A 23,517-nucleotide genomic window follows, 5' to 3' on the forward strand; every position below is an offset into this window, starting at 1 on the left:
CCGACTCGTAGTCGCCGACGGGTGGCCGCCGACGCACCGAGCAACACCTAATCGGGATCGAATCGCGATATCCGTTCGCTATCGCAGCTGGCACAGTTGATCATGAGATGGTTGAGCCGAGTGGTGGCCGGAACGGACGAGGCGGGCGCGGTCGACGCGCTCGGGGGTCGGCGGGGCGAACAACACTGCGGGTGGGGAAGGCTGTCGCGGCGCTGCTGTCGGCCGCCGTGCTGGTGGTGACGGCGTACGGGTGGTCGACGGCGGGGAGTTTCGATGCGGGGTTCTCGCGGTCGGGGGCCATCGGCGACGACGCACCGCACTCGCTCGGGGGTGATCTCAACATTCTGCTGATCGGGTTGGATACCCGGCGCGATCAGAACGGCAACGAACTGCCGCCCGAGGTCCTCGATCAACTGCACGCGGGCGACGGTGACGAAGGGGGATACAACGCCAATACCCTGATCCTGGTGCACATTCCGGCCGCGATGAACAAGATCGTCGCGGTATCGATCCCCCGCGACGACTACGTCCCGGTCAGCGGGATCCCCGGCTACACCCACGCCAAGATCAAGGAGGCGTACGGGCTGAGGAAGGCGGCCGTGCAGGACCAGCTGATCGCACGGGGCGTCACCGATCAGCGGAAGCTGGAACAGGCGGGCAGGGAGGCGGGACGGGCTTCGACCGTGGCCGCGGTCCGGGATCTGACCGGAGTGCCGATCGACAGGTTCGCCGAGGTCACCCTGGCCGGTTTCTACGATCTGGCCGCCGCACTGGGCGGCGTCGAAGTCTGTTTGAACGCCCCGGTCAGCGACGAGGAGTACTCCGGCGCCGATTTCCCCGCGGGACGCCAGCACCTGAATCCAGCGCAGGCACTGGCTTTCGTTCGGCAACGGCACGGACTGGAGAACGGCGATTTGGACCGAACCCACCGTCAGCAGGCGTTCCTGAGTTCGGTGGCCCGTCAGCTCCGCAGTGCGGGCACTCTCACCGACCCGGGCAAACTCGCGGCGCTGATGGATGTGGCGCACCGCAATATCGTGCTGTCGGACGGCTGGAACATGACCGAATTCGTCCGCACCCTTGGCAACGCCGACGATCCGCAGGTCGAATTCCGCACCCTGCCGGTGCTGCGCTACGACGTGATCAACGGTCAGGATGTGAACATCGTGGACCGATCCGCGATCCGCCGCGAGATCGCCACGGCCTTCGGCATGCCGGTGCCGACCTCGACCACCAAGCGCACCGGGCAACGCACGCAACCCCCGGCCGCCTGGTCGTCGGAGTCGCCCGCGGGCGCTCGGCAGACCAGCACGACCGCATCGGAGCCGACGACTCCCGACGCGGGCAAACCGGTCCGCGGCGACATCACCTCGGGGCAGGTGCTCTGCGTGGACTGATTATTCGCCGGCTACGACGAGCGACACATCCGCATCCTCGTCGTTCTCGTCCAGATCGTCGTAGCGACCCTCCCACTCGTCGTAGAGGGGAACCTCGTCCTCACGGGTGACGATCCACGCGGCGCCGTAACCACCGTCCTCGTCGGGCACCATCACATTTTCGACCTTGAGACCGATGCCGAGGATCTCCGCCGCGCGGATCACCTCGGCCAGGTCATCGCCTCGTACCACCGTCTGATTCGCGTACACCGTCAACATGGCGCGAATGGTAACCCCTCGAAGGGAACGACAAAAGCCGCCGTGGTCATCGAGGCCACGGCGGCTGCGTCTTGCGATGTGTTACCAGCGAGCAACCAGGCTCGCCGACGATCAGATCTTGTTCAGAGCCAGCGCGAGCGCGGACTTCTTGTTGGCCGCCTGGTTGGCGTGGATGACGCCCTTGGACGCGGCCTTGTCGAGCTTGCGGCTCGCGAACTGCAGCTGCTGAGCAGCCTTTTCCTTGTCACCGCTGGTGGCGGCTGCACGGAAGTTGCGGATCGCGGTGCGCAGCGCGGACTTGACCGACTGGTTGCGCTGACGCGCTTCCTCGTTGGTACGGATCCGCTTCATCTGGGACTTGATGTTGGCCACGCCTGTATCCTCTGATTTCCTGTCGCTGGGTGGTATTCCTTGAAAGCTCGGGCGCGCGCCCACGATGCAGCAGGTGGTGCTGAACTACGGGTAACACCGCGCCGAAGATCGAGATTACCAGCTCGGCACTCCCCGGCGAAATCGGCCTTGATCCACCCCCCACCGCCGAAGGAGGACGCGGATTTCACCCTTTTCAGGTGATGCAAAGAATTTACCTGTGTCACACACGACGTTGTCGCCGGGTGGGGCACAGTTTTTGTCATGACCTCCACCACTGCGCCGGGTACGGCTCGATCTACATCACCGGCGATGGTGAGAACGAACGGGCACCCGGCTTCCACGCACATCGGCTTGTTCGAGGGTTACGGGCCGGGCCGCTTCGCTGACGCGTTCGACGAGATGTTCGACGGGTCGGGAAAGGTGCGGGCTCCGTACAAGGGAATCCATGCCGCGATGGCGGCCAATGACGTCGACGACCTGGCCAAACGCTCGGACGCCCTGGACCGCGCGTTCATCGACCAGGGCATCACCTTCTCCCTGTCGGGGCAGGAACGGCCGTTCCCGCTCGACCTGGTGCCCCGGGTGATCGCCGCCGCGGAATGGGCCAAGCTCGAACGTGGCATCAAACAGCGGGTCACCGCGATGGAGCTGTTCCTGGCCGACGTCTACGGCGAACAGAACATCCTGCGCGATCAGGTGATCCCCAAACGTCTTGTTACCTCTTGTGAACACTTCCACCGCGAGGCCGCCGGGCTGGTCCCGCCCAACGGCGTGCGCATCCACGTCTCCGGCATCGACCTGGTCCGCGACGAGAAGGGCGACTTCCGGGTGCTGGAGGACAACCTGCGCTCGCCGTCGGGAGTCTCCTATGTGATGGAGAACCGGCGCACGATGGCCAGGGTCTTCCCCGATCTGTTCTCCTCGCACCGGGTGCGTGCGGTGGGCGACTATCCCGGCCATCTGTTGCGCGCGCTGCGGGCCTCGGCCGCGCCCAACGAGGTCGACCCGACGGTGGTGGTGCTCACACCGGGCGTGCACAACGCCGCCTACTTCGAGCACTCGCTGCTGGCCAGGCAGATGGGTGTGGAGCTGGTCGAGGGACGCGACCTGTTCTGCCGCGACAACGTCGTCTACATGCGCACGACCGGGGGAGAGCGCCAGGTCGACGTGATCTACCGGCGCATCGACGACACCTTCCTCGACCCGATGCACTTCCGCCCCGACTCCGTGCTCGGCGTCGCCGGTGTCCTCAACGCCGCCCGCGCGGGCAATGTGGTGATCTCGAGCGCGGTCGGCAACGGCGTCGGCGACGACAAGCTCATCTACACCTACGTGCCCAAGATCATCGAGTACTACCTCGGTGAGAAGCCGATCCTGCCCAATGTCGACACCTTCCGCTGCTGGCTCGACGCCGAACGCGAGGAAGTCCTGGATCGGATCGGCGAACTGGTGGTCAAGCCGGTCGACGGGTCAGGTGGCTACGGCATCGTGATCGGGCCGGACGCGTCGGCGCGCGAACTCGACGCGATCAAGCGCAAGGTCAGGGCCGATCCGCGCGGCTGGATCGCCCAGCCGGTCGTGCAGCTCTCGACGGTGCCGACCAAGATCGGCGACGACCTCGCCCCGCGGCACGTGGACCTGCGCCCGTTCGCGGTCAACGACGGTGACGACATCTGGGTACTGCCCGGTGGCCTCACCCGGGTCGCGCTGCCGGAGGGTTCACTGGTGGTGAACTCCAGTCAGGGCGGCGGCAGCAAGGACACCTGGGTGCTGGCCGGTCGCACGGCGTCGGTCGACCGAGAACTGGCCGGACCCGAACTCGTCAGCGAGCCGCCGGAGGCCGATTCGTTCGAGCTCGGCCGCGAACTCAGTACGCCGCAAGCCAATCAGCAACAGCAGCAACAGCAGCAGACACAGCGGTTGATCGGGGAATAACAGACATGCTTGCTCGAAATGCCGAATCCCTCTACTGGATCGGCCGATACGTCGAGCGCGCCGACGACACAGCGCGCATCCTGGACGTGGCGGTGCATCAACTGCTCGAAGACGCCACCGTCGACGCGGACCGTACCTCGCGCGTGCTGCTCAAGGTGCTCGGAATAGAGCCGCCAGAGGGCCTGCGCCTCGACGTGTGGTCGGTCACCGATCTCGTCGCCTACAGCCACGACCACGGCGTCTCGATCAGTGACTCCATCACCAAGGCCCGCGAGAATGCCCGCGGCGCACGCGAAGTCACCTCAAGTGAGATGTGGGAGTGCCTCAATGCCACCTACAACGGCATGGCCGCGGCGGAACGGGCGGCGCGTGGGCTCGGCCCGCACGAGTTCTTCTCCTACATCAAGGGTCGGGCGGCGATGTTCACCGGACTGACCGACTCGACGCTGAGCCGCGACGACGGCTACCGCTTCCTGCTGCTCGGCCGTTCCATCGAGCGCGTGGACATGATGGTGCGCCTGCTGCTCTCGCGCGCAGGCGACAAGACCTCCTCGCCCGCCTGGGTGACGGTGCTGCGCTCGGCGGGCGCGCACGACACCTACCTGCGCACCCATCGCGGCGCACTCGACGCCGCGCGGGTCGCGGAGTTCATCCTGATCGACCGACTGTTCCCGCGGTCGGTGTTCCACACGCTGCGGGTCGCCGAGGCCTGCCTGACCGAACTCGATCAGCGCCCCGGCAGTCGCGTCGGTGCCAGGCACGAGGCGCAGCGCGTGCTCGGACGCGCTCGCAGCGAACTCGAATTCCTGCCGCCGGGAGTGTTGTTGGAAGATTTGCAAGCCCGATTGCTCGCGCTGCAGAAATCGTGCCGTGAGCTCAGTGAAGCCGTGTCACACCAGTACTTCCATGCCGCCCCGTGGGTGGCGTGGACCGATGTGCGCAGCAAGCAGGACAGCCGCGTGCAGGTAGAGGGAGAGATATGAGTTGGCGGATCAGGGTGGTGCACACCACCGGTTATGTCTACGACGCGCCCGTGACGCGATCGTTCAACGAGGCAAGGCTCACCCCGCGCGCCGACAGCAGACAGAACGTGATCCTCAATCGCGTCGAAACCGTGCCTGCGACAAGGGCTTACCGCTACACCGACTACTGGGGCACCGCGGTCACGGCCTTCGACCTGCACGCACCGCACACCGAACTCGAGGTGACCGGGTCGTCGGTGGTCGAGACCGAACCGTTCGCCGAACCCACCGAGGAACTGAGCTGGGACGACCTGCAGGGCGGGCGTGTCATCGACCGATTCGATGAAATGCTCAGTCCCACTGCCTACGTGCCGCGTGATCGCAAGCTGTCGACGGTGGCCCGACAGCTCTCCCGCGGTGAGGAACCGGCCAAAGCGGTGGTGCGCGCGGCCGAGTGGGTGCACAAGGAAATGGACTACATCGCAGGCACGACCTCGGTGCACACCTCAGCGCTCGAGGCCTTCGCCGAGCGTCGTGGCGTGTGCCAGGACTACGCCCATCTGACGCTGGTATTGTTGCGCAGCATGGGGATTCCGAGCCGCTATGTGTCGGGCTACCTGCATCCCAAGGCGGGCGCGGAGATCGGCGAGACGGTGGCGGGCCAGTCGCACGCGTGGATCGAGGCGTGGACCGGGCAGTGGTGGGGATATGACCCGACCAACAATCTCGCGATCAACGAACAGCACGTGTCGGTCGGTGTCGGTCGCGACTACGCCGACGTGCCGCCGTTGAAAGGTGTGTTCTCGGGCGGCGGATCGACGGACCTGGAGGTCGTTGTGGAGGTCACCCGCCTCGCGTAATGTCCGAGAGGCTCGTGCGGACCCCGCCTCGCCGCGGGGCTGATTGCTCCCGGAGAGGTGGCAGCCGATGTCTCCCACTGCACAGGAAATCGTCGAAATCGAAGTCGTCCCCAAGTCGAAGAAGTGGGCGGCCGAGGGGCTCGGCACCTTCATCCTCGTGATCTGTGGTGTCGGCACGATGGTCTTGGCCGGCGATCGGGTAGGCCCGCTCGGGGTCGCCTTCGCGTTCGGGTTGTCGCTGATGTTCCTGGTCTACGCGATCGGGCCGATCTCGGGTTGTCATGTCAATCCGGCTGTCACGCTCGGGCAACTGCTGCTCGGGCGGATCTCCGCGATCGGCGCGGTCGGCTACGTCATCGCCCAGTTGGTCGGCGCGTTCCTCGCCGGGCTGGTGCTGTTCGCGTTGGCCAACAACCTGCCCGCCTACGACCGTCGCGTCGACGGTCTCGGTGCCAACGGCTGGGGTGCGCACAGCCCGTCGGCGGTGACCGGGCCACTCGGTGAGGTCGTCGTGCAGAACGGGTACGGCTTGGCGGCCACCATCATCATCGAGGTGATGCTCACGGCGCTGCTGGTGTTCGTGGTGCTGGCCTCGACCGATCAGATCTCCGATGTGCCGCTGGCCGGGCTCTCGATCGGTGTCACCCTCACGGTGATCTACCTGGTCTCGCTGTCGATCGACAACACCTCGGTGAACCCGGCTCGTAGCCTCGCCGTCGCGCCATATCAGGACGGGGCGATGGGGCAGGTCTGGGCGTTCATCGTGTTCCCGCTGATCGGCGGGGCGTTGGGGGCCCTGCTCTACGGCCTGCTCTTCGGCCGGTCCAAGGACGTACACACGTAGCGACCGAACCATCGAGCTCCGATCCGGGTCGTCCGGGTCGGAGCTCGATTGTTGTTCAGCTCCAGCTGTATTCGGCGACCAACCGGTGCGCGACCAGGTCGAAGGTCTTGCGCTCGACGATCGCGCCTTCGCGCCGAATGCCGTCCTCCGGCACGTCGAGCACCCGATCCAGGCGCACCCAGCTCGGCCTGCCGTCGTGATCCCACGGTCCGGTGCCGATCCCGACCCAGTTGCGGTCATGGGCGCGGTCGGGCTTGGACGACAGCATCAATCCGAGCAGGGTCTTGCGGTCGCGGCCGACGACCAGCACCGGCCGGTCCTTGCCGTTGGTCGGGTCCTCTTCGAACGGCACCCAGGTCCACACGATCTCGCCGGGGTCGGCGCGCCCGTCGAGCTGCGGGCAGTAGACGATCTGGCGGGCGCGGTGAGCGGTGGGTACGGGGGTCGAGGCCGTCGGGCGTCCCGCGACGGTGGGTCCGGGCTTGGTCGCCAGTGCGTCCACCAGCTTCTCGAGCAGTCGCGGCCCCTGCTTGCGCACGATTTTGGGCCCCTGCTCCTTGGCGATGACGCCGAGCTGCTTGCCGAGACTGTTCCAACTGCTGGCCATCTGTGAAATATAACGCCGACTCACCCCCGGAGTGCACTGGTCACAGGGCACCGGTTCGGCGAAATGTGGCGTCGACGCACCATCGGGCGCACCGGTGGCAAGGGCGTGGGTCCGTGCATGGGACGATGGGGCCAGTTCGCCTATACCCCGCGAGGAGTGGAGTGGCTTCCAGTTTTGCCGATACGACGTTCACCGATCCGTCCCGGATCCGGAACTTCTGCATCATCGCCCACATCGACCATGGCAAGTCGACCCTGGCCGATCGGATGTTGCAGCTGACCGGTGTGGTCGAGGAGCGGGCCATGCGCGCCCAGTACCTGGACAGGATGGACATCGAGCGCGAGCGCGGCATCACGATCAAGGCGCAGAACGTGCGGTTGCCGTGGCAGGTCGACGGCACCGACTACGTGCTGCACCTGATCGATACCCCGGGCCACGTCGACTTCACCTACGAGGTCTCCCGCGCGCTCGAGGCCTGTGAGGGCGCGATCCTGCTGGTCGACGCCGCACAGGGCATCGAGGCGCAGACTCTCGCGAACCTGTATCTGGCGCTGGAGAAGGATCTCACGATCATTCCCGTGCTGAACAAGATCGACCTGCCCGCCGCAGATCCCGATCGCTACGCGGCCGAGCTGGCCCACATCGTCGGCTGCGAGCCGGACGACGTGCTTCGGGTCTCGGGCAAGACCGGCGTCGGCGTGACCGAACTACTGGACAAGGTGATCGCGACGATTCCGGCCCCGGTGGGCGACGCCGACGCCCCGGCCCGCGCGATGATCTTCGACTCGGTCTATGACACCTACCGCGGCGTGGTCACCTACATCCGCGTGGTCGACGGCAAGATCTCCCCGCGCGAGAAGATCAAGATGATGTCGACCGGCGCGACCCACGAGTTGCTCGAGGTCGGCATCGTCTCGCCAGAACCCAAGCCCACCCAGGGTCTCGGCGTCGGCGAGGTCGGCTACCTGATCACCGGCGTGAAGGACGTGCGCCAGTCGAAGGTCGGTGACACCGTCACCAGCTCTCGTAACGGCGCCACCGAAGCCCTCACCGGCTACCGCGAGCCGCGCCCGATGGTGTACTCCGGTCTGTACCCGGTGGACGGCTCCGACTACCCGGATCTGCGTGACGCACTGGACAAGCTGCAGCTCAACGACGCCGCGCTCACCTACGAGCCGGAAACCTCGGTGGCGCTGGGTTTCGGTTTCCGCTGTGGCTTCCTCGGACTGCTGCACATGGAGATCACCCGCGAGCGGTTGCAGCGCGAGTTCGGGCTCGAGCTCATCTCCACCGCGCCGAACGTGGTGTACCGGGTGGAGATGGAGGACGGCACCGAACACGTCGTCACCAACCCGTCGTACTGGCCGGAGGGCAAGTCACGGCACGTGTACGAACCCATCGTGAAGTGCACCGTCATCTCGCCCAGTGAGTTCATCGGCTCGATCATGGAGCTGTGTCAGCAGCGCCGCGGCGAGCTGGGCGGCATGGACTACCTGTCCGAGACCCGCGTCGAGCTGCGCTACACCATGCCGATGGCCGAGATCATCTTCGACTTCTTCGATCTGCTGAAGTCACGCACCCGTGGCTACGCCAGCCTCGATTACGAGGAGTCGGGCGAGCAGGAAGCCGATCTGGTGAAGGTCGACATCCTGTTGCAGGGCGAGGCCGTCGACGCGTTCAGCGCGATCGTGCACCGCGACGCCTCGCAGGCCTACGGCCACAAGATGACCTCCAAGCTGCGCGAACTGATCCCGCGTCAGCAGTTCGAGGTGCCGATCCAGGCCGCGATCGGCGCGAAGATCATTGCCCGCGAGAACATTCGGGCGATCCGCAAGGACGTGCTCGCCAAGTGCTACGGCGGCGACATCAGCCGTAAGCGCAAGCTCCTCGAAAAGCAGAAGGAGGGCAAGAAGCGCATGAAGACCATCGGTCGCGTCGAGGTCCCCCAGGAAGCCTTCGTGGCAGCGCTGTCCTCGGATTCGGACAAGCCGAAGAAGTAGGCACAACCACGAACTCAGGCGCCGGTGCTCACCGGCGCCTGAGTTATCTCTACCCGCAGTCGGACGCCGCCGAGCGCGCTGCGGTCGAGTTCGGCTGTACCGGAATGCAATTCGGCCTGCTGGCGAACCAGTGCCAGGCCGAGGCCGGAGCCGGGGGAGCCCGGTCGTTTGGCGAAACGGTCGAAAGCGGTGGGGGACAGCGCTTCCGGGATGCCGGTGCCGTTGTCGTCGACGGTGATCTCGACGCCGCCGTCGGTGGTTTGCGCGGCCACGGCGACCTCGGTGGCCTGCCCGTGCAGGACCGCATTGGTTACGGCATTGGTGACGATCAGCATGATCCCGCCGGGCAGCCCGTGCACCGGGACCGGGTCGCACGCGGTGAGCGTGATGTCGACGCCGGGATTCGCGCGGCGTGCGTTCTGTACTGCGCGGTCGAGGGTTTCACACAGGTCGAAGGGTTCGAAAGCGCCCTGGTCGGTGAGCTCACCGATCGCGAGACGTTCCAGATCCGTGAGGGTGCGCTCGATCTGACCTTCGGCGGCCAGCACATCGGCGAGTACGGCGCCGCGCTGGTCGGCAGGCAATTCGGTGCCTGCGAGGACCTGCAGGTCGGTGCGGATGGCGGTGAGTGGGGTGCGGAGTTCGTGGGCGCAGACGGCGGCGAAGTCGCGGGCACCGGCCAGCGCCCGGCGGGTCTCGCCGTGCGCGGTTTCCAGGCGCGCCAGCATGTGGTTGATCGCGTCGGAGAGTTCTTCGGCTTCGCGCGCACCACGTCCCGACAGGGGCGGCAGTTCGTCGAGGGTGTCGATCTCATGGGTCGCGTTGGCGAGCCTGCGCAAGGGGCGCGCGGCGAAACCGGCCAGCACCCAACCCAATACGGCGGCCAGGAGTATCCCGGCGGCCCCGATACCGAGGCCGATCAGCTGGCTGCGGGTGATGGCGGCATCGACGAGTTCGCGATCGGGATCGAGCCGGACCAGCAGCCCGGGCGCGCCCTGCACCTGCGCCAGCGACTCGTCCGGCGGGCCGCCGGGGACCACGATCGTGTGCTCGCGGGGAAAGGGTGCCAGGACCGGCGGCCCTGGTACGCCGGGAGCCCCGGGGTCACCATCGAACCGCTGCGCGACCCGCACCCGCATGCTGGACACGGTCTGGTCGAGCTGGCTCGTGCCCGCCACCTTAAGCAACGCGCCATAGGTGAGCCCGAGTGTCACGGCCACCAGCGCGGCCACCACCGCCGACACCAGCGCGACCCGGACCCGCAACGACCACGAGGACCTCACGGTTGATCCCGCAGCACGAAACCGACTCCGCGCACCGTATGAACCACACGCGCAACGCCGTTCGCCTCCAGCTTGCGTCGCAGATACGAGACGAACACGTCGACCACATTGGTGTCGGTGCTGAAGTCGTAACCCCACACCGTGGACAGGATCTGCTCGCGCCCGAGCACGATCCCGGCATTGCGCGCCATCATCGCCAACAGCTCGAACTCCCGCTTGGTGAGCTCGGCCGGTGACGAACCCGCGTGCACCCGATGCCCGGTCAGATCGATCACCACCTCGCCGACCTGGATCGTCTCGGTCGACGCGGCGACGGTGACCGGCCTGCGCCGCAACAGCGCGCGCAGCCGCGCTACCAGCTCGCCCAGGTCGAACGGCTTGGTCAGATAGTCGTCGGCGCCCCGCTCGAGCGCGGCGATCCGGTCGGTGACCGCGCTGCGCGCGCTGAGCACGCAGATGGGGATGTCGTTGCCCATCGCGCGCAGGGCGGTGACCACGCCGACACCGTCGAGTTCGGGCATGTTCACATCGAGCACCATCGCGTCGGGAGCAGCGGATCCCACCAGGGTGAGTGCGCGGGCGCCGTCGGGTGCGGTGATCACCTCGAAACCCGATAGCTCGAGGCCGCGCCGCAGCGACGCGAGGACGCGGACCTCGTCGTCGACGACCAAGATCTGCTGTCCTGTCATGCACTCACCCTAGTGTTGCTCGTTGTTTTCGCTGGTCAGAAGGGATATGCGGGCTTGCTGTCGGCGGAACCGCTGCCCGGAACGGCATCGTCGAAACCGTTGGGCGCGGGGACGGGAACGCGTTCACCGTCGGGGTTGATCCGCCGACATTCCACCGGCCCGTCCATCGGCGGCGCGTGGTGGCCCGGCGCCGCGCGTTCGATGTGGATCCGACGTGGCTCCTCGCCCGGCCGACCGGGAACGACGTGCTCGAAGTGGGTGCCGGGCTCGGCGGACAGCGGGGGCGGTCCGGGAACGTCGCCGTCGCCCGGCGCGGTGCAGATGATCGTTCTCGCCCGGCCGTCGTCGGGCGGGCTGCCCGGGTCGGCGGTGGCGACGCCGGTCACCGTGGCGGTGATCACGGCGGCACCACCGAGCAGTGCGGCGGCCTTGACGCGGTTGCGGGTGGAGATCATGAGCGGCTCCTGACTGTGCGTTTCCCGACCTTCTCGGCCGGCGAGCCCGACGTTATGGCGCCGATCTTCACGCTCTGTTGAGCAATCGTTAGAGTTCTCTTGGAGCTGCGGCGCCCCTGATTCCCCGGGCTCGCCGAAAGCTGTTGTTCGCCATAAGGTGAGCGGGTACCAACCGCCCTGCTCGAAATGACAGGTCGGCGTTCGAGAAATAGTGTTGGATGAGCCTGGACTTCGCCGCTGTCGGTGGTGGGGGACCACAGCGATGCGAGTGTTGGAGCTTTGATGACGCGTGATCTGCCTTTCGATGACGGTGCCGCGCCCGCAGCCGCACCGGAGGGGTCCGACACGGCCTACCGGATCGCCAACGGCGTAGCCCGGGTGGCCAGGGCAGGCGCCTATGTCACCGGCGGCGCATTGGTCGCGGCCAACGGGACCTCGCGCGAGCCGGGCACCAGCAACGCCGACAGCCGATACGCGGGTTGGTCGCAGCAGACCACCTCCGCCGATCCGAGCCCGGACGCGCCGAGCCCGATCGTGACCTTCCCTGACCTGGCCGTCGAACCCGAGCCGACACCGGTGGCGCCGCACGCACCGTCTTTCGCGCCCGACGTCACGATGGTCGCGTACACCGACGAATCCGACCGGCGCCCAGAGATTCCCGGCTCCGACGGTGAGCGTGAGTTCCAGATCCACGGCAGCGACGAGCAGTCCAGCGGCATCGGTATTCCGGGCTACGGGAACACCCCGGCCGGACCGGGCTACCACGACAATCCCCACCCACTGCCGGGTAACACCCCGGACCAGGGCTTCGACCTCCCCGGCTTCGACCTCCCGGGCACGGGCGGCGACCTGCCGGGTGTGGGTGGCCTGCCCGGTTTCGACGGTCTGCCGGGCGGCGGCATCGGTATTCCGGGCTACGACGGGTTCCCCGGCCAGGGTTTCGGCATCCCCGGCTATGACAGCGTCGGTATGCCCAATGGTGATCTGCCCGGCGCCAACGCCCCCGACGGCCTGTTCAACGGAATCGGCAACCTCGACGGCTTCTTCGACGGTGTCGGTGGGATGTTCGACGGTGTCGGCGCGATGGTGACCACCGACTGGCAGGTCGACGTGCACGTCGGGCTCGACGGCGTCTGGGCAACCTCGCAGATGAAGGTCGACGTCCAGGTCGGCCAAGTCGGCGATCAGCTCGACGACTACGGCCAGTGGCTCGGTGACGGTCTGAAGGTCCCCGGGGAGACGGCGGGCACGGCTGCGCCCGGGTCCGGCCTCGGTAACTCGTCCTCCGGTACCGGCCTCAGTAACTCATCGGGTGCGCCCGGCCTGCCGGGTTCTTCGTCGTCCGGCATCGCGCTGCCGGGCACCCAGGCCCCGGCGCCCGCGATGGCGGCGCCCGCACCCGCGCCCGTCGCGGCGACTCCGTTCGCCCCGGCGCCCGCGCACGCCCCGGCCCCGATCGCCCCCGTTCCCGCCCCGATCGCCCCCGCGCCCGTCGCCCCTGTCGCCACGAGCCCCGTGGCCAGCACGCCGCTGCAGACCACGATTCAGCCCGACTTCGCGTCCACTCCGATCGCGAATGTGCTCGGCCCAGTGGCGGTTTCGCCGCTGACCGCGCCCGCCGCCTCGGTGCCCGCTCTGTTCACCTCGCCCACACCGACGAAACCTGTTGTGCTGCCTGATATCTCGGATGGCGGCCACACTCCGACGACCGCGCCGGTGACTGTTCCGTCCAAGGTTCCGACGGCGGACATCGACACCCCGACGACGGTGCCGCTGCCCGGCGTGCCCTCGGTCACGGTCCCGACCGCGCCCGATACCACCAAGGCGCCGATCACCGTGACACCGACCGGTCCGGCCAAGCCGACCACCCCCAACGATGACCTCACCACCAAGCCGAGCACCGGTGGCGTGACGACACCTTCGACGGGCGCCGGCACCACCCCGACCGTCGATGTGCCGAACCAGACCACGCCCCACACGACCGCACCGGTGCCCACCCAGCAGCCGACCGTGCCGACGAAGCAGCCGACCGTCGATCCGCCGACCAAGCAGCCGACCGTCGATATCGATCCGCCGGTCCTCGCCCCGCCGCCCACCGTCGCGCCGACCGTGGCGCCGGTCAAACCCCCGGTCATCGAGACCAAGCCGATTGCCGCCGAATTCGACCAGCACGACGGCGGCTACCATGGCGTTTCGGCCGGGTTGTTCGGTACGGGTCTCGGTGGTGGCGATCTGCTCGCCGGCGCGTTTCCCGTTGAGCACCACGGGTATGACTTCGTGGTCTGAACACGACGATCGCGGCCGTGTTGATGCAACGAGAGTGAGGAACAGTTGTCTGCCGCAGCCGGACTGCAGACCGCGACGGTGAAGCATCCGGATGTGATGGCTCCAGTGATCGCGCTGGTCGACGAACTGCGCGAACTCGTTCGTTCGGGCGGCCGCAACGACCTCGATGCCCGCCTCGGCATGGTGCGGGCCAGGCTCAGCGATCCGCGGGTCAGGATCGTCGTCGTCGGCGAGCCGCAGGCGGGGATGAGCACGCTGGTCAACAGCATGGTCGGGTCCCCGGTCAGCGCCACCGACGGCAGCCCCAGTGTTCCGGTGATCGTCGAATACGGTCAGGCGCCGAAGGCGACGCTGGTGAAGTCGGCGCCGGGTGGCCGGGTCGAACGGGTGCCCGTCGACCCGCTGAACCCACTGCAGGCGCTGACCACGCTCGGTGTGCTGCGCGCCGAATTCGCCGAGCCGAGCCGCCTGCTGGCCGACGGTCTGGTCGTGATGGACGCGCCGGGTTCGGCTGCCCACGAGGCCGCCGCGTGGTCGATGATCGCCGCCGCCGACGTCGTCCTCTACGCCGCCGACGCCGCCGCCGAACTCACCGAGGCCCAGCTGGACTACCTGCGCCGGGTCGAGCGGGTGTGCCCGTCGGTGGTCTGCGTGCTCACCAAGATCGATCGCAATCCGCACTGGTCGCTCACCCAGCGGCGCAATCGCGCGCTGCTCGACGGGGCCGGGCTGAACTTCGCGGTGGCTCCCGTCTCGGCTCTGCTGCATCGGGAGGCCACCGAGCGCGGTGACCAGCAGCGCGACGCCGAGTCGGGCGTGCCCCAGCTCCTCGATCACCTGCGCGAATATGTTGTCGCCCAGGCTGATTCGGTGGCGGTGGCAGCCGCGGTGCGCGATATCGCGCTGATCACCGACCAGCTCACCGTCACCCTGCGGGCCGAGTCCGACACGCTGCGCGATCCGCGTCGACGCGCCGAGATCACCCAGCGCCTGGCCACCGCGCGCACCACCGCCGATCAGCTGCGCCAGCGCACCGCCACCTGGCAGGTCACCCTCGTGGACGGCAGTTCCGAGCTCAGCGCCGATATCGAACACGATCTGCGGCACCGGTTGCGCAGCCTGGTGCGTGAGGCCGAGGCCGAGATCACCCGCACCGATCCCGCCCGCAAGTGGGCCGATTTCGCCACCGAACTCGACGCGCGGATCTGCGAGGCGGTCGAGGAGAACTTCGTGATGGCGCACTACCGCGCCGTCGAACTCACCGAGCAGGTGGCCTCGAAGTTCCCGCCCGACAACCGAACTCCGCCGCTGCCCGAACTGCGACTCACCAACCCCGGTGAGGTGCTGGAACCGGTACAGCCGCTGGAACCCCTCGAAAGCGCCAAAGCGGGTGTGGGACAACAGCTGCTCACCGCGCTGCGCGGTTCCTACGGCGGCATCCTGATGGTCGGTCTCGCCACCAGCCTGCTCGGAATGTCGCTGGTCAACTGGTACTCCGCGGGTGCGGGCGTACTGCTCGGCGTGAACGCGCTCTGGGACGACCGCAAGAACCGCAAACAGCGCAGGCAAGCCGAGGCCAAGGTGGCCGTCGCCCGGCTCGCCGACGACGTGATCTTTCAGGTGGGCAAGGAATCTCGCAACCGACTGCGCTCACTGCAACGGGTGCTGCGCGACCACTACACCGAGATCGCCGCCGAAGTGGGCCGCACCGCCGACGAGGCGTTGCGCGCCGCCGAGGAAACCGGCCTGCGCTACGGTGACCACCGCGAACTGCGCATCACCGAGATCGACGAGGGTCTGCGCACGGTGGCCGGGCTCCGCGCCCGCGCCGAACGCCTCACCTACTGAGACGTTCGGCCCAGAGTTCAGGGCTCTACGGCCGGTGCAACGGGGTGTGCGCGGGCTGGAACTGACCCGCGTTGCGCTGGTCTTCGGCCCGGATCACGTGGGTCACCGCGTTGATCAGCGCCAAGTGGGTGAAGGCCTGCGGGAAGTTGCCGAGGTGGCGTCCGGTGCGCGAGTCGATTTCCTCGGCGTAGAGGCGCAGCGGACTGGCCAGCCCGAGCAGGCGCTCGCACAGATTGGTGGCCCGTTCGAGTTCGCCGATCTCCACCAGCGCCGAGACCAGCCAGAACGAGCAGATCGTGAACGTGCCCTCCTCGCCTTCGAGGCCGTCGTCGGTGGTCTCGGTGCGGTAGCGCAGCACCAGCCCGTTGACGGTGAGGTGGTCGGCGATGGCCAGCACCGTCGCCCGGATGCGCGGGTCGTCGGGCGGGAGGAAGCGGGTCAGCACCACCAGCAGCAGCGAGGCGTCGAGGGTGTCGCCGCCGTAGGTCTGGGTGAAGACGCCGTCGGCGCTGACGCCGAATTCGAGGACGTCGTCACGGATCTCTTCGGCGATCTCGAACCACTCTTCTGCGCGTTCGTGCTGGCCGTGCAGTTGTGCTAGCCGGGCACCGCGATCCAGCGCCACCCAGCACATCACCTTCGACGAGGTGAAGTTCTGCGGTTCGCCGCGCACCTCCCAGATTCCGCGATCGGGCTTGCGCCAGTTCGCGATGGCGGCCCGCACGGTGCGTTCCAGCAACGGCCACAACGACTCCGGCACCTGCCGGTGTGACTTCACGTGCAGGTACACCGCGTCGAGCATGGTGCCCCAGATGTCGTGCTGGTCCTGGTCGTAGGCGGCGTTGCCGATGCGCACCGGGCGCGCGCCGTCGTAGCCGGACAGGTTCGGCAACTCGTACTCGGTGAGGTGGCGTTCGCCGCCGATCCCGTAGAGCACCTGCAAGGGGACCGCGTCACCGTTCGCCTCGGTGGTGACGTCGTTGAGGAAGGCGAAGAAGTCGTTGGCCTCACGGTCGAGGCCGAGGGTGTACAGGCCCCACAGCGCGAAACTCGCGTCGCGCACCCAGGTGTAGCGGTAGTCCCAGTTTCGTTCTCCACCAGGGGTTTCCGGCAGTGAGGTGGTGGAGGCGGCGAGCAGCGCACCGGTCGGCGCGTAGGTGAGCCCCTTGAGGGTGAGCGCGCTGCGCTGCAGGTAGCTGCGCCACGGATGGTCGGGGAAGTCGCCCTGGGTGATCCAGCGCCGCCAGCATTCGGCGGTCGCCCACATCTTCTGGGCCGCCTCGTCGAAGGTGCCGGGCGCGGGCAGTTCCGACCAGGTCAGCGCGACGAAAACCTGGTCGCCCTCGGCCATCCTGGTGCGGGCCCGAGCCTCCCTGCCTTCCAAACCGAGGCGCAGGTCGGTGGTGAGAACCAGCGACGGCGCGGTATCGGGATCACTCGACGCCCGCGCGGTCGCCTGCTCGTAGACCTTGCCGGTGTACTCCCATTTTGCGCCGCCCTGGTGATAGTCGAACGAGGGCTGGCAGCTCATTTCCAGCTCGACCGTGCCGCTCACGCACTTGACCGTGCGCAGCAGCATGTGTTCGGCATCCCAGTCCATCGGGGTGCGGCGGTGGGTCTTGGATCGGGCGATGTTGTTGTGCCACGGGCCGAGTACCAGCGCGTCGCGCACGATCAGCCAGCCGGTTTCGGTCTGCCAGGTGGTCTCCAGGATCATCCCGCCCGGCAGATACCGCCGCGCCGCCGGCACATTCGTCCCGTACGGGCCGATCCGGAAATGGCCCGCGCTGCGGTCGAGGACCGCGCCGAAAACGCTGGGGGAGTCGGGGCGTGGCACACACATCCACTCCACCGCACCGCTGCTGGCGATCAGACAGCTGGTTTCACAGTCGGACAGGAAGGCGTAGTCGTCGATCGGCGGAAACGCGCCGCGACGGCCGCTGGAGGAGACCGGACTCAGAATCGGCAAGCTGTCAGCGCTGGAAGACTCCATACCCCATCATCACGGCGGTGTGGGCGCGCGTCCACCGCTGCGTGCGGCGATCCCGGTGGATCGGCTGGTCGTGGGTGGGTAATCCGCCCGCGACTGTGCGGGCGGCGAGGGGTTCGCCGGTGTGCGACTAGGCTGGTCGGCGTGCAACGGATCGCAGGTTTGTGGGACGGGTTCGAACTGTGGGTAGCCGGGCTGCCCTTTATTCCGCAGTTCCTCGTGGTGTTGGTCGGGATGGTTCCGATCAGCTTCGCTATCGCGTTCCTGCTCGACCGTGGGTTGCGGATGGTTTTCCGGGTGCTGCGCCGTGATGAACCGGTGGCGGCCGTGCCGGTTACTGTTGCCGAGCTTCCGACCGTGGGCAGTGGGGCTCGCTGATGCCACGTTCTCGCGTTCAGCTCGCGCTTGTCGGGTTGCTTGTTCTGGTTGTCATCGCGTGGTTCTTCACGCGGTGATCGGCGCGAGCGTCGGCCCGCGCCGAGTCAGCACCTAGTTCTTGCGCCAGTCGTCGAAGCGTTTGCCCAGGTCCGAGACTGTGCGGCCGACTTCTTGGCCTACCGTGTTCACTGCCGAGCCCACATCGCGTCCCAGGTCGCGGACCGTGCGGATCAGCATGTCGTCGGATTGGTCGAAGGACTCGCGGTAGTGGCGGGCCGCTTCTTTGACCTCTTCGCTGATGCTCGCGTTCTTGTCGTGCTCGCGGCGGGGGTAGCTGCCGCCGAGGACTCGTTCGTAGTCGCCGGATTGGATCCAGCGGCGGAGTTCGGCTGCGCGGAGCACGGAGAACGGGTGCGATTGCAGTTCCAGGTTGAGCAGCTTGAGGACGCCGTCGCGGAGGTCGCCTGAGCGCAGGTAGTCGTCGGCCTGGTCGAGGAAGGCGCCGTGGTTCATCTCGTGCAGCCACGCGCCGCCCGCGGTCTTCATGTGCACACGCACCGACGCCTCGACGTCCTGGCAGCAGAGCAGGCCGGCGCGGTCGCCGGACAGTTCCGACTTGCGGCTCCACTCCATCAGGGCCGCGACGATCGCGCGCAACGCCCAGCCGCCGACCGGCATCCAGCCGACCGAGGCCGACAGTCGCATCAGATGCATGAGCATCGTGCGATAGACCGCGTGGCCCGACAGTGCGTGGCCGAGTTCGTGGCCGACGACGAAGCGCAGTTCCTCGGTGTCCATCAGTTCGAGCAGGCCGGTGGTGAGCACGATGAACGGCGTGTCCATACCGATGGTGAAGGCGTTCACCGACGGGTCCTGCAGGACGAACATCTCCGGCGTGGACTCGGCGTCGAGCACGCCGACGCAGTCCGCGCGCAACTCGTGCAGCGTGCGGAACTGGCGATCGTCGACCCGAACGGCCGTCGCCAGATACATCAACCGGTGCTGACGCTCGCGCAGCAATCCTGACAGCGCCCGCAGAACGGTGTCGAAGCCGCTCAGTGAACGCAGTGCCACCAGCGCGGTGCGGTCGGCCGGGTGTTCCCAAGCGCGCGTGCTGATCTCCGGAAAACGCGTGCGCACCCGGTCTGGAGCCATGGTCATAGGATGAAATCCCCCCTGGTTGGTGAACTCTCGTCGATTGCGATCATCATGTCGCAATCTGCTACAGTCTGCCTGTGTCGTCGAGTGTCGCTCCGCAGATCCGCCATGAATTGGCGTTGATCGCTGTCGGCAACCTCGCGGTCGCAGACATTCTCTGTCGATGATCGGCCACCGGACTCGTCTGCGCTCCTCTGCCCAGTAGACTGGCGCGCGCTTTCCTTCGCAGTCGTAGTCCGTCACTCCGGGGGCCACTGGCCCGAGTCGCGCCAACTGTCGTGTATCCGCGCACGACAGGTCTACCGATCGACACGAGTATTCCCTGCTGCTACGAAAGCCGTTGCGCCGCAGGTCCTTTCCCGAAAGGTTTACCCCGATGTCTCGCAACACCTGGATCGGCTCGCGCCGCCGCGCCGCCGCCATCGCTGTCACTGCTGTCGCCGCGCTCGCGTTGACCGCCTGCGGCGGTGGCGCCAGCGACTCGACCGACGGCGGTGACAGCGTGGCCGACGGCAGCGGGGGCACCCTCAACCTCTACGCCTACGCCGTCCCCAAGCCGGGCTTCGACAAGGTCGTGCCCGAGTTCAACAAGACCGACGCGGGCAAGAATGTGCAGGTCCAGGCCTCCTACGGCGCGTCGGGCGACCAGTCGCGCAAGGTCAAGGACGGCGCCGAGGCCGACGTCGTGAACTTCTCCGTCGAACCCGACATCACCCGCCTGGTCGACGCGGGTCTGGTCGAGTCCACCTGGAACGCCGACGCCAGCAAGGGCATCCCCTTCGGCTCGGTCGTCACCCTGGTGGTCCGCAAGGGCAATCCCAAGGGCATCAAGGATTGGGACGACCTGCTGAAGCCGGGTGTCGAGGTCGTCACCCCGAACCCGTTCAGCTCGGGCTCGGCCAAGTGGAACCTGCTCGCGCCCTACGCCGCCAAGAGCGACGGCGGCAAGAACCAGCAGGCCGGTCTGGACTACCTGTCCCAGCTGGTCTCGCCCGAACACGTGAAGGTGCAGCCGAAGTCGGGCCGCGAAGCCACCGAGACCTTCCTGCAGGGCACCGGTGACGTGCTGCTGAGCTACGAGAACGAGGCCATCTTCTCCGAGCGCAACGGCGACCCGATCGAGCACATCAACCCGCCGACCACCTTCAAGATCGAGAACCCGGTCGCGGTGCTGAAGAACTCCAAGAACCTGCCCAAGGCCACCGCGTTCCGCGATTTCCTCTTCACCGCGGAGGGCCAGAAGGCGTGGGCGCAGGCAGGCTTCCGGCCGGTCGACCCGAAGGTCGCCGCCGAGTTCGCCAAGGACTTCCCGACCCCGGCCAAGCTGTGGACCATCGATGACCTCGGTGGTTGGAAGGCCGTCGACAAGGATCTGTTCGCGCAGGGCACCGGCAAGGTCGCCGTCATCTACGACAAGGCCACCAAGTAGGCCGTGACCCGGCTCACACGCGATACTGGACAACTGTGACTGACAGCAGTGGGCCCGCCGGGACCGGGGAAACCCCCGATCCCGGCGGCGCCGTGAAACTGGACAAGAAGCCGCCGGCCCCGCGCCGGCCTCGCTGGTCGTGGCTGCGGGTCACCGGCTCGGTGGGCCCGTTCGGCATCGGCGTCGCCGTGATGTGGCTCAGCATCATCGTGCTGCTGCCCCTGGCCGCGCTCACGGTCAGCTCCTTCGAAGACGGCTGGTCGGGCTTCTGGGACGCGGTCACCGCGCCCTCGGCGCTCGACTCGCTGAAGGTGACGATCGGCGTCTCGGTGATCGTCGCCGTGATCAATGTCGTGATGGGCACGCTCATCGCCTGGGTGCTGGTGCGTGACGAGTTCCCCGGCAAGGGCATCGTCAACGCGCTGATCGACCTCCCGTTCGCGCTACCAACGATCGTCGCCTCGATCGTGCTGCTCTCGCTCTACGGCCCGAACAGTCCGGTCGACATCCACCTCAACGCCACCCAGCCCGGTCTGGTGGTGGCGCTGGCGTTTGTCACGCTGCCGTTCGTGGTGCGGTCGGTGCAGCCGGTGCTGATCGAGGTCGACAAGGAAGTCGAGCAGGCGTCGTTGTCGCTCGGCGCGAGCAACTGGATCACCTTCCGCCGCATCGTGCTGCCCACCCTGGCTCCGGCGATCATCTCCGGTGGCGGCCTCGCCTTCGCCAGGGCGATCGGCGAATACGGCTCGGTGGTGCTGATCGGTGGCAATATCCCGCGCGAGACGCAGATGACCTCGCAGTACATCCAGCAGCAGATCGAGGTCGACCGGCCGATCAACGCGGCCGCGGTGTCGGTGGCACTGCTGGTGATCTCGTTCGTCAGCCTGCTCGTGCTGCGGATCCTCGCCGAACGCACGTCGCGTAAGGAAGAGGCGTCCCGATGAAACTGTCCGCGTTCACCAGGATCTCCCTGCGCACGGTCGCGCTGGGCTACCTGCTGATCCTGCTCGTTCTGCCGCTGGTGATCATCCTGCTGCGCACCTTCGAACGGGGGATCGGCACGTTCCTCGACTCGATCACCACGCCCGCGGCTATCTCGGCCTTTCAGCTGTCGATGCTCATCGTCGTCATCGTCGTGCCGTTGAACGTGGTCTTCGGTGTTGTCACGGCGCTGGCGCTGGTGCGAAGCAAGTTCCCCGGGCGCAGCCTGATGCAGGGCATCGTCGACCTGCCGTTCGCGGTGTCGCCGGTCGTCGTCGGTGTGTCGCTGATCCTGCTGTGGGGTGCGGGCGGCTGGTTCGGCGGGCTGGAATCAGTCGGATTCAAGGTGATCTTCAGCCTGCCCGGCATGGTGATCGCGACCATCTTCGTCACGCTGCCGTTCGTGGTGCGCGAGGTGGAGCCGGTGCTGCACGAGATCGGTGACGATCAGGAGCAGGCCGCGGCCACCCTCGGTGCCTCGCGGTGGCAGACGTTCTGGCGCATCACCCTGCCCGCCATCCGCTGGGGTCTCACCTACGGCGTCGTACTCACCGTGGCCCGCGCGCTGGGCGAGTTCGGCGCGGTGATCATGGTCTCCACCGCGCTACCCGGCAAATCCCAGACGCTGACCCTGCTGGTGCACGGGCGCTATATCAACGACCACAACACCTTCGGCGCCTACAGCGCGGCCACCCTGCTGATGGGTATGGCGCTGATCGTCCTTCTCCTGATGACTCTCCTCGAACGCAAGCGGGGCACCGAATGATCACCGTGACCAACGCGCGCAAGAACTACGGTTCCTTCGCCGCCCTCGACGATGTCACCATCGATATCCCCACAGGCCAGCTCACCGCCCTGCTCGGCCCCTCCGGCTCGGGCAAGTCGACGCTGCTGCGCTCGATCGCCGGTCTCGAGTCCCTCGACTCGGGCGTGGTGGTGATCGCGGGCAACGACGTCACCCACGTGGCGCCGCAGAAGCGCGATATCGGCTTCGTGTTCCAGCACTACGCCGCGTTCAAGCACATGACCGTGCGCGACAACGTGGCCTTCGGCCTGACCATCCGCAAGCGGCCAAAGAAGGAAATCGAGAAGCGCGTCGACGAACTGCTCGGCATCGTCGGCCTCGACGGTTTCCAGCACCGTTACCCCGCGCAGCTCTCGGGCGGTCAGCGTCAGCGCATGGCGCTGGCTCGTGCGCTGGCCGTCGACCCGCAGGTGCTGCTGCTCGATGAGCCGTTCGGTGCGCTCGACGCCAAGGTGCGCACCGATCTGCGGAAGTGGCTGCGCAGGCTGCACGACGAGGTCCACGTGACCACCGTGCTGGTCACCCACGATCAGGAGGAGGCCCTGGATGTGGCCGACCGGATCGCGGTGATGAACAAGGGGCGTATCGAGCAGGTCGGTTCGCCCGAGGAGGTCTACGACCGGCCCGCCAACGAGTTCGTGATGTCGTTCCTCGGCGCGGTCGCCCGGCTCAACGGCCATCTGGTCCGCCCGCACGACATCCGTGTCGGGCGTGATCCGAGCATGGCGATGGCCGAGCACGAGGGCACCGCGGAATCGGCGGGCGTCACCAGGGCCACGGTCGAGCGGATCGTTCGCCTCGGTTTCGAGGTGCGCCTGGAACTGCGCAATGCCGCGACCGGTGACCAGTTCGCCGCCCAGGTCACCCGCGGCGATGCCGCGGCGCTGCACCTGTCCGAGGGTGAGACGGTCTATGCCCGCGCCACCCGGATCCCAGACCTGCCCTTGGGCTGATCCGCCCAGCGACGACCGGGGCTCTGC

At 67.3% G+C, this 23,517-nt stretch carries 22 protein-coding genes; 14 read left to right on the forward strand and 8 right to left on the reverse strand.

From position 1 onward, the window contains the following. Positions 1–107 precede the first annotated feature (107 nt). On the forward strand, positions 108–1,397 hold the full coding sequence (locus tag ACLJPD_RS23885) for an LCP family protein (protein ID WP_410875012.1): 1,290 nt from the start codon (positions 108–110) through the stop codon (positions 1,395–1,397). Here ACLJPD_RS23885 and ACLJPD_RS23890 read toward each other — a convergent pair whose 3' ends face one another. Continuing rightward, positions 1,398–1,655, reverse strand: a complete 258-nt coding sequence (locus tag ACLJPD_RS23890; RefSeq protein WP_410875013.1) for a hypothetical protein — start codon at positions 1,653–1,655, stop codon at positions 1,398–1,400. 111 nt (positions 1,656–1,766) lie between these two features. Beyond that, complete coding sequence (gene rpsT / locus ACLJPD_RS23895) at positions 1,767–2,027, reverse strand: 30S ribosomal protein S20 (RefSeq protein WP_410875014.1); 261 nt, start codon at positions 2,025–2,027, stop codon at positions 1,767–1,769. A 309-nt stretch (positions 2,028–2,336) separates the two neighbouring features. Between rpsT and ACLJPD_RS23900 the strand changes: the two genes are divergently transcribed. The 4 genes from ACLJPD_RS23900 to ACLJPD_RS23915 all read left to right on the forward strand — a co-directional run bounded on the left by ACLJPD_RS23900 (position 2,337) and on the right by ACLJPD_RS23915 (position 6,628). Then, on the forward strand, positions 2,337–3,962 hold the full coding sequence (locus ACLJPD_RS23900) for a circularly permuted type 2 ATP-grasp protein (protein ID WP_410875015.1): 1,626 nt from the start codon (positions 2,337–2,339) through the stop codon (positions 3,960–3,962). 5 nt (positions 3,963–3,967) lie between these two features. Continuing rightward, complete coding sequence (locus ACLJPD_RS23905) at positions 3,968–4,945, forward strand: alpha-E domain-containing protein (RefSeq protein WP_410875016.1); 978 nt, start codon at positions 3,968–3,970, stop codon at positions 4,943–4,945. Further along, positions 4,942–5,784 (forward strand): transglutaminase family protein, encoded by an 843-nt coding sequence (locus ACLJPD_RS23910; RefSeq protein WP_410875017.1) that lies wholly within the window; start codon positions 4,942–4,944, stop codon positions 5,782–5,784. The genes ACLJPD_RS23905 and ACLJPD_RS23910 overlap by 4 nt, the downstream gene beginning before the upstream one ends. Before the next feature lie 67 nt (positions 5,785–5,851). Further along, a complete protein-coding gene (locus ACLJPD_RS23915) occupies positions 5,852–6,628 on the forward strand; it encodes an aquaporin (protein WP_410875018.1) in 777 nt (258 codons plus the stop codon). A gap of 55 nt (positions 6,629–6,683) precedes the next feature. On the opposite strand, the gene ACLJPD_RS23920 is transcribed toward ACLJPD_RS23915, so the two are convergent. After that, positions 6,684–7,235: a type II toxin-antitoxin system PemK/MazF family toxin gene (locus ACLJPD_RS23920; protein WP_410875019.1), complete on the reverse strand. Its 552-nt coding sequence runs from the start codon at positions 7,233–7,235 to the stop codon at positions 6,684–6,686. 125 nt (positions 7,236–7,360) lie between these two features. On the opposite strand from ACLJPD_RS23920, the gene lepA reads away from it, so the two are divergent. After that, complete coding sequence (lepA, locus tag ACLJPD_RS23925) at positions 7,361–9,235, forward strand: translation elongation factor 4 (RefSeq protein ID WP_410875020.1); 1,875 nt, start codon at positions 7,361–7,363, stop codon at positions 9,233–9,235. 14 nt (positions 9,236–9,249) lie between these two features. Here lepA and ACLJPD_RS23930 read toward each other — a convergent pair whose 3' ends face one another. From ACLJPD_RS23930 to ACLJPD_RS23940, 3 genes are read right to left on the reverse strand one after another with little or no spacing between them, the layout of a single operon-like run. Beyond that, positions 9,250–10,518, reverse strand: coding sequence for an ATP-binding protein (locus ACLJPD_RS23930; RefSeq protein WP_410875021.1), 1,269 nt, complete (start codon positions 10,516–10,518; stop codon positions 9,250–9,252). After that, positions 10,515–11,207 (reverse strand): response regulator transcription factor, encoded by a 693-nt coding sequence (locus ACLJPD_RS23935; RefSeq protein ID WP_410875022.1) that lies wholly within the window; start codon positions 11,205–11,207, stop codon positions 10,515–10,517. The genes ACLJPD_RS23930 and ACLJPD_RS23935 overlap by 4 nt, the downstream gene beginning before the upstream one ends. A 35-nt stretch (positions 11,208–11,242) precedes the next feature. Next, positions 11,243–11,662 carry a hypothetical protein gene (locus tag ACLJPD_RS23940; RefSeq protein WP_410875023.1) on the reverse strand — a complete coding sequence of 140 codons (420 nt, stop codon included), beginning with the start codon at positions 11,660–11,662 and terminating at the stop codon, positions 11,243–11,245. A gap of 282 nt (positions 11,663–11,944) precedes the next feature. On the opposite strand from ACLJPD_RS23940, the gene ACLJPD_RS23945 reads away from it, so the two are divergent. Together ACLJPD_RS23945 and ACLJPD_RS23950 are read left to right on the forward strand one after the other, a co-directional pair. Beyond that, positions 11,945–13,948 carry a hypothetical protein gene (locus tag ACLJPD_RS23945; RefSeq protein WP_410875024.1) on the forward strand — a complete coding sequence of 668 codons (2,004 nt, stop codon included), beginning with the start codon at positions 11,945–11,947 and terminating at the stop codon, positions 13,946–13,948. 45 nt (positions 13,949–13,993) lie between these two features. Then, positions 13,994–15,796, forward strand: a complete 1,803-nt coding sequence (locus ACLJPD_RS23950) for a hypothetical protein (protein WP_410875025.1) — start codon at positions 13,994–13,996, stop codon at positions 15,794–15,796. A 25-nt stretch (positions 15,797–15,821) separates the two neighbouring features. Here ACLJPD_RS23950 and ACLJPD_RS23955 read toward each other — a convergent pair whose 3' ends face one another. Continuing rightward, on the reverse strand, positions 15,822–17,789 hold the full coding sequence (locus tag ACLJPD_RS23955) for a glycoside hydrolase family 15 protein (RefSeq protein WP_410875026.1): 1,968 nt from the start codon (positions 17,787–17,789) through the stop codon (positions 15,822–15,824). Positions 17,790–17,930: 141 nt separating this feature from the next. Here ACLJPD_RS23955 and ACLJPD_RS23960 point away from each other — a divergent pair, with 141 nt between their 5' ends. Continuing rightward, positions 17,931–18,164: a hypothetical protein gene (locus ACLJPD_RS23960; protein ID WP_410875027.1), complete on the forward strand. Its 234-nt coding sequence runs from the start codon at positions 17,931–17,933 to the stop codon at positions 18,162–18,164. Positions 18,165–18,275: 111 nt separating this feature from the next. On the opposite strand, the gene ACLJPD_RS23965 is transcribed toward ACLJPD_RS23960, so the two are convergent. Continuing rightward, positions 18,276–19,325, reverse strand: a complete 1,050-nt coding sequence (locus tag ACLJPD_RS23965) for a M48 family metallopeptidase (RefSeq protein WP_410875028.1) — start codon at positions 19,323–19,325, stop codon at positions 18,276–18,278. Positions 19,326–19,399: 74 nt separating this feature from the next. On the opposite strand from ACLJPD_RS23965, the gene ACLJPD_RS23970 reads away from it, so the two are divergent. From ACLJPD_RS23970 to ACLJPD_RS23990, 5 genes are all read left to right on the forward strand, one after another. Continuing rightward, complete coding sequence (locus ACLJPD_RS23970; RefSeq protein ID WP_019045829.1) at positions 19,400–19,489, forward strand: Ms4533A family Cys-rich leader peptide; 90 nt, start codon at positions 19,400–19,402, stop codon at positions 19,487–19,489. A gap of 209 nt (positions 19,490–19,698) precedes the next feature. Then, the gene (locus tag ACLJPD_RS23975; protein WP_410875029.1) at positions 19,699–20,751 is read left to right on the forward strand and encodes a sulfate ABC transporter substrate-binding protein; all 1,053 of its coding nucleotides are present in this window, start codon (positions 19,699–19,701) and stop codon (positions 20,749–20,751) included. A 92-nt stretch (positions 20,752–20,843) separates the two neighbouring features. Next, on the forward strand, positions 20,844–21,695 hold the full coding sequence (gene cysT, locus ACLJPD_RS23980) for a sulfate ABC transporter permease subunit CysT (RefSeq protein ID WP_410875424.1): 852 nt from the start codon (positions 20,844–20,846) through the stop codon (positions 21,693–21,695). After that, the gene (gene cysW / locus ACLJPD_RS23985; protein ID WP_410875030.1) at positions 21,692–22,498 is read left to right on the forward strand and encodes a sulfate ABC transporter permease subunit CysW; all 807 of its coding nucleotides are present in this window, start codon (positions 21,692–21,694) and stop codon (positions 22,496–22,498) included. The genes cysT and cysW overlap by 4 nt, the downstream gene beginning before the upstream one ends. Beyond that, complete coding sequence (locus ACLJPD_RS23990; protein ID WP_410875031.1) at positions 22,495–23,490, forward strand: sulfate/molybdate ABC transporter ATP-binding protein; 996 nt, start codon at positions 22,495–22,497, stop codon at positions 23,488–23,490. Before cysW ends, ACLJPD_RS23990 begins: the two co-directional genes overlap by 4 nt. Positions 23,491–23,517 lie beyond the last annotated feature (27 nt).

The sequence above is a fragment of the Nocardia sp. A7 genome (genome assembly GCF_046549215.1).
Taxonomy (GTDB): Bacteria; Actinomycetota; Actinomycetes; order Mycobacteriales; family Mycobacteriaceae; genus Nocardia.